This window comes from Nostoc sp. CHAB 5715 (assembly GCF_020829685.1).
Lineage (GTDB): Bacteria > Cyanobacteriota > Cyanobacteriia > Cyanobacteriales > Nostocaceae > Nostoc.
The window spans coordinates 1-7,107 of sequence record NZ_JAIVFR010000324.1 but is presented as its reverse complement, the minus strand read 5'-3'; the positions used below and the strand labels follow the sequence as shown (position 1 = coordinate 7,107).

The 7,107-nt window shown below is 46.6% G+C and carries 3 protein-coding genes; 2 read left to right on the top strand and 1 reads right to left on the bottom strand.

The window, feature by feature from the left end:
• Positions 1–247 precede the first annotated feature (247 nt).
• Positions 248–3,700, top strand: a complete 3,453-nt coding sequence (locus tag LC574_RS18615; RefSeq protein ID WP_229454880.1) for a diguanylate cyclase — start codon at positions 248–250, stop codon at positions 3,698–3,700.
• Positions 3,701–3,844: 144 nt separating this feature from the next.
• Here the strand turns inward: LC574_RS18615 and LC574_RS18610 are convergent, their stop codons facing one another.
• Entirely contained in the window at positions 3,845–6,673 is a 2,829-nt protein-coding gene (locus tag LC574_RS18610; protein WP_229454879.1) for an ATP-binding protein, read from the bottom strand.
• Between the two features lie 230 nt (positions 6,674–6,903).
• Between LC574_RS18610 and LC574_RS18605 the strand changes: the two genes are divergently transcribed.
• On the top strand, positions 6,904–7,107 hold a 204-nt coding region (locus tag LC574_RS18605), incomplete at its 3' end, for a hypothetical protein (protein WP_229454878.1).

Below are 7,107 nucleotides of genomic sequence, written 5' to 3'. Positions count from 1 at the left end.
TGCCAAAGGACTAAAACCTGCCTCAGTGCTGCTGTTAGCTGAACAGAAAAAGTTTTTACAAATGGACTTGCAGCCAGATGATTACAAGAATTTATCGACCAAGGGTGCTTATAACTTGGTTCGAGTTCCTTTTAAGAAAAAGAAAAGTGAAAAAATGGATATTTCATAACGACAAATGACAGCTTCGCAAGTTTTATGCTTATTGGGGGAACTATAATCTAACTTCAAGAGCAGAAGATGCCTGTTTATGAAAATGTTATTTGGAGTCAAGCTGGGTCTGGCGATCGCAGCGCTATCTGTGGGTGTGACCAGTGCGAGTGTGTATTACTTCTACTCCACAACCTATCAACTGATCATGCACCAGATGACAGGGCGACTCAAAGACATTGGACATTTAGGCACATTTCTGTTTGATCCAGAAGTTCGTGAGAGTATCGTTCGCTTAAAGGCAGATGTTGATCGGGATTCCCAGGTCAGTGTAACTGATATACAGAGACTCAAGCCAGGAGAAGTACGAAGTAGTCTGAATGCCGACACAATTCATAAGTATGAAAGTACAGCAGATTTTCAGGAACTCGTTCAGATATTGCGTAGGATTAACCAGGCGAGTAAAAGTAAGGTTCAACCTTGGCAGAATTATTACTCGAAGAGTTCCTTTAATATTTCTGGAGTTATGACTAGTCTGATTGTGACAACTCCAGAGTCACCCAATCGCCGCGTTCTGAAGTACCTCGCTTCAATGAGTCCAGAACCAGATCCGTGGGATAATTGGCCAGGTATCCCAGTCGCAGCTTTGTATGTTCCTATTGAATCGGTATATAAAGATGCTTTTGATGGTGAGATGCAAGTTTCAGACGGATTCTACAGCAGTAGCTTATTTACAGCACTAAGAGCAGCCATACCGATAAAAGATCAGCAGGGTAGAACAATCGCAGTTCTCGGCGTAGCATACGTACCCCAGAGCGAGGTTAATCAGCTTCGTAACCTCCAAATAACTTGTCTGAGCATAATTGCTGCTAGTTTGATTCTGTCAATTCTACTAGCAGTCCTATTAGCCCGGTGGTTGAGCGGCCCAATAACTCAGCTACAGTTAGCCGCTCAAAAAGTCAGCGATCGCAACTATGATGTGACTGTCAATGTCAATAGCAATGATGAATTAGGACTGCTTGCTGATACATTCAATGTCATGGTAGCGCAGATTCGCAATTATTTGACAACGTTAGAGAAACAAAATAAAGATTTAAAGCGCCTCGATCAACTCAAAGATGAATTTTTAGCCAACACTTCCCATGAACTTCGCACACCACTTAATGGCATGATTGGCATTGCTGAGTCGATGTTAGACGGGGCAACAGGTGACTTATCAAGTGAGCAGCACTATAACCTAAAAATGCTGACTCAAAGTGGCAAACGGTTAGTCAATTTGGTCAATGATATTCTCGACTTCTCCAAACTGCGCCATCAAGAACTCCATCTTCATCTTAAACCGATTAGTTTGCGGGAAATAGTTGAGGTGGTCTTGCAACTAGATCGCGCCTTAATTGGTACAAAAGATATTCAACTCCTCAATCACGTTCTGGCAGAATTACCCCTGATTAATGCCGATGAAAACCGTTTGCAACAGATTCTGCATAATCTGATCGGCAATGCGATTAAATTCACTCCTTCTGGCACAGTGGAAATTTTCGCCAAACTTACGATCAATGGGAATCAGGAGGCAGGGGGCATGGTGCAGAGGACAGGGGAAGCAGAAGGAGCAGGGAAAGCAGGGGGAGCAGGGGAGCAGGGGGAAATAACTAATACTCAATGCCCAATGCCCCATGCCCCATGCCCCATGCCCACTTGCCCTGAGCGAAGCCGAAGGGATGCCCAATGCCCAACTTCACACATCGCCATCAGTATCTCCGACACTGGCATTGGTATTCCAAAGGATAAGTTAGATCGGATCTTTGAGTCCTTTGAGCAGGTGGAAGGATCTGCCCGTCGGCAGTATGGAGGTACTGGCTTAGGACTGGCAATCACCCGAAACTTGATCGAATTACACGGTGGACGGATCTGGGTAGAGTCAAAATTGGGCAAGGGATCGGTGTTTACCTTCACGCTACCGATTTGTCAGCAACCCAGCATGACTCCCGTGTTGCTGTCCACTTCCCCGTTAACCAAGGCTGCACCTGATTCGCAACCAGAATCTGTTTTGAATTCGCTAGCGAACTCATCGCCAGAACGTCCAAAAGAATCATCTATTGAAGGGTTGTTCCCCCATATCTTGATTGTGGACGACGAACCCATCAACCTTCAGGTGTTGAAGAACTTTCTGAAATTTCAGAATTACACGCTCACCTTGGCGATCGATGGGCAGGAAGCCCTGGCATTGCTAGAACGAGGCTTTAACCCTGACATCATTTTGCTGGATGTGATGATGCCGAGAATGACTGGTTATGAGGTAATTCAAGTGATTCGGCAACGGATTTCTGCCGATCGCCTACCGATCATTTTGCTCAGTGCCCGCAACCAACCAGAAGATATTGTATTGGGGTTAGAGGTGGGTGCTAACGATTATCTCATCAAACCCATTACGAAAGATGAGCTATTAGCTCGGATTCACACCCACTTGCAAATTACACAGCTTGAAAAAGAAACCATCCGTCTTACTGTCGCTCATGAGCGTCAACTAGCTCAATTTCTGGAGGCTCTACCCGTTGGCGTTGCTGTTCACAAGCCAAACGGCAACGTTTTATACTTCAATCAAATGGCTAAACAGCTTCTGGGACGTAGTGTTTTACCAGATGTAGATACTAACGAACTCGCCTTTGCCTATCAAATCTATTGGGCAGGCACAAACACCTTATATTCAACAGAGCAACTTCCAGCTATACGCGCCCTGCAAGGAGAACGGGTAAGAAGTGAAGATTTAGAGATTCATTTGGATGAGACTATCATCCCGTTGGAAGTATTAGGAACGCCCATTCTGGATGAGCAGGGAGCAATTGTGTATGCGCTCGTTGCCTTTCAGGACATTACGGAGCGCAAACGCTCTGAGCAGATTTTGGCAGACTATTCTCGTGAACTGGAACTGGAAGTGAGCGATCGCACGGCTGAACTCGCTCAAACCAATGTGCAGTTGCAGCAAGAAATTACCGAACGAGAGCAAGCCCAGTTGGCCTTAGAGTTTGCCAATCAAGAATTGCAGCACTTGGCAACTGTAGATGGTTTAACACAAATTGCTAATCGTCGTTGCTTTGATCAACGGTTGCAGCACGAATGGTTTCGTTTGGCAAAGGAACAACAACCTCTGTCTCTAATTTTGTTTGATGTCGATTATTTCAAACGCTATAACGACTGCTATGGACATCAAGCTGGGGATGCCTGCTTGGTGCAGTTAGCACAAATTGTAAAGCAAAAGGTGAATCGTCCCGCCGATTTGGTCGCCCGCTATGGGGGTGAAGAATTTGCCGTGATTCTGCCGAATACAGATCAGCAAGGGGCGATCGCGATCGCCCAAAACATCCACCAGGCGATTCGAGCATTAAAAATTCCTCACGAGCAATCTGATGTGAGTGAGATTGTAACCGTCAGTCTTGGCATTGCCAGTACAATTCCGATACCGGGAAATTTACCAGATACACTGATTGCCTTGACAGATCAAGCCCTTTATGCTGCGAAACAGCAGGGACGAGATCGATATTCAGTAAGTAACTGAGTCAAGGTATGGCTTTGTTAGCACATCGGATATTTACCACCGAGCAACAGAAATTATAGCGACGCCGATAGCGACGCGCAAAGCGAGTCCGCGAGCGTCATAGCCCGTCGTAGACATCGCCACCAAATTTATTCTCAATAATCCTTAACATTTGTGATTGTAACTATTGACAGCTAAAGCGTGATTGATCTGGTTTAATAGGTCTTCCATTGATATTGATCGCGGTAATATTTGGGTAGCGATCGCACCAACAATAGTTTCTATCGATTCCAAACCATTCTTCTTCTGCTTATCAATTTGCTTATCAGCTACCCCAGGCTGGAAACTGGTTTCTAGGCGATTTAATCGCTGATTCAGTACTAAAATTGGTGGTAATTTGTCAGGCGAATCTCCCAATGTTTTCAGTGCTTTTAGCACGTCTTTGTGGATAGCGGATTCTCCTAAACAAATTAGCAGTAAGTCAACGCTTTGGTGGCGAATTTGTTGTAACACTTCTGCCCAACAGGGACTCATCGCTGCTTTGAAGCCTGCTGTTTGTAGGTACTGAATTAAAGCTTGGAACCACTCAGACCCCCGTTCCGCAGTTTCACTACTAATTGAGCAATTTTTTCCTGCGCGATAACCCTTAACTTGCCTGCGTCTTACCTGTGGTAAATCACGCAGCATTGTCAAATCCACTACCAAGATGTTAGCAGGACAGCAAATACCAGAAGCAATTTCCAATACTGATAGTAAGGCATCTGTGTTTTCAGTGCGACTGCTGTTGTCTTTAGTAAATGGTCTTAAGTAAGGAAATACAGATAACTCCGGTATTTTAGAAGCTATTAGGGTGGTTGCGACATCGCAAGTAACTAGTGGTAGAGCCGCCAAACGTGGGTGCTGAATTAGTTGTTGCAGATAAATTTGGGCAGTGGTACTTTCGACATCTAGCAAAATGACATCAAACTGCCATACCCGCGCCAAAAGTTCTGCTTGATCTAGGTCATCTACTTCAATCACCCGGTGTTCTCGAAGTGAGGGGTGGGGATTGACCGATTCTAACTGGGGATTCACCAATCGGAGAATTCGCAGTGGGGTTTTAATTGGGATAATTGCGCTGTTGTTTAACCCTTGCGGCAAAACTGCTGGTGAAGTACATAATTTTTCGAGAACTGGTGCTAAAAGGTGATTCTCTACTGGCAAGCTTAAGAAACCATCGGCTCGGTTAGCAAATGCTTGCTCCTTTTCGGCTGCCGTCGCTGTCACAATTACAGATATACGACGGGTTGCGGTGTCAGATTTTAGTAAAGTCAGCACATCCCAGCCTGATAGCAGGGGTAGCAACGGATTCAAAAATATCGCTATTGGTTGCAAGCGCCGAGCTTTTTCGACTGCTTCTGTCCCCGATCGCGCAATCACTACCCGATATCCTAAACCTTTAAGTTGTTCGGTCAAGTCTTCAATATATCGGGCTACTGCCTCGACTACCAAAACCAACCGTTGCGAACTGGCCGGATGATGCTGTGTGGATGTAATAACATGCTGAGGAAGGGCGGCTGAGTTTTCCCGTGTCGATTGGTGTCGCGTTTCTTCCTCTTCTTTGATTCCCATATCTGGTTCCGAAAAGCCTGTTTTCGGGGGACTGGGCGGCAGAAGTAGTGTAAACTGGCTACCTTTTCCTTCACGCGATAAGAAGCTGACATCTCCTCCGTGGAGACGAGCCAGGGCCCGGGTTAATACCAGCCCCAAACCAGTGCCTTCAAATTTACGGGTAAGGGGATTTTCTAGTTGTTGGAATTTTTGAAAGATTAAGTGTTGCTGGTGTTCAGGAATGCCAATGCCTGTATCCCAAACTGTAAAGGCAATCCATCCTTCCCAACGGCTCACCCGTAGCCCAATTTCGCCAGATATTTCGGTGAATTTAAAGGCGTTGGAAAGTAGGTGTACTAGCATCTGGCGCAAGCGTAATTCATCTGCCACTATCTGGTCTAAACCTAGTTCAATGGAAAGGCAGAATTGGGGAGCAGATGAACGGGTGTTTTGAGTTGGCGAGGCAGATGTAGTTTTGGTAGTTTGAGTATGGATGGCTTTAGCATCTGATAAGGCGCGATCGCACACAGCCTGAATTTTCACCGGAGTCAGCGTCAAATCCATTTGTCCCGTTTCCATGCGGGTCAAATCTAAAATGTCATTAACCACACTCATTAGGTGGCGACCACTTTGATGAATCAGTCCCGCATAACGGGCTTGACGCTCATTAAGTTCTCCCAACTGCTGATCCACCAGCAACCGCGATAATCCTAAAACGGCAGTTAGGGGAGTTTTGAGTTCATGACTAATACAAGCTAAAAACTCATCCTTCAACCGATTTAGTTGAATTAAATCGGCATTCTTTGCTGCTAATTCTTTGCAAAGCTGCTGCTGTTCAGTCACATCAGTAGCTAAAACTAACCACAAATCCTCGCTGAGTGCAACCTCCTCTTGTGCACTCATAACTTTAAACTCAGGACTATCTAAGGGAATTTTGGCAAATTGCCAGATTCGCTCCTGACCATTTTGCACTTCGACAACGCAGGTACAAGTATTTACTTGACTATCCAAATAGCAGCGACTGTATACAGCATTTGGTGATGCTTCTTGCTGGGTCAGTTCCTTTTCACTACCATGCTCATTCTCCCTACCATTGGGATAAACCTTGATTGCTCGTTGGCTGACATATTCTGGTTTTTCGGAAAGCTTAGGGACAAGTATTGCCTCCACCTGTTGCCTAACTCCTTCTGGATCTTTCAAGGCTCCTAATTGCTCCCACCAGGCGGGATTTCGTGCTACCACCTCGCCAGTACCGGTTTGCAACATCAAAGGCCAAGGCAGTCTTTCTAGCAACTGTACCAGTGGCTGGTGTCCCAATGACTTGGGTTCATTTGGTGGCTGCACACGACGAGTACCATACTCATGGCGATGCTCAGAACTTTGTAACCCCTTGAACTGGGACAATTGCTGATCGGAATTGTGGATAGCCGCGAAATGTCCTGAGAAGATGGGTAACTTACGCGAACATGCAGACTACTGACGTTCAAACCTGTGGTAGACTGAAAACGCCCATGAGCCGCCAGCCAGGGGAAGAACCATTACTTCCTCGCGACAACCCGCGTGCTCCGGATGCTGCCTCTCGCGCAAGCACTGCGCGATCGCATGGCACCGGAACAGGGGGGGGAGGGGGAAGCGTGCGTGGGCAGGAAGAGTGTCTGCTGTGGGTGGCGCCGGGGCAGGAGCCGCCGCGGGATTTGGTGGAGAGTCTGAACAAACGCGGCGTGCGGGCGCGGATTCGCCGTGATCCTTTGGAGGTCCTGGCTTCGGCGTGCAAGATGTCGGCTCGGTCGCGGATCGAAGGGTTCGTGGTCGTCTTCTGCATGCCGTCGCTGCTCACC

Bases quoted from the DNA above. Each gene is read 5' to 3' on its own strand.
- LC574_RS18615 (WP_229454880.1), top strand. From the start codon at position 248: ATGAAAATGTTATTTGGAGTCAAGCTGGGTCTGGCGATCGCAGCGCTA.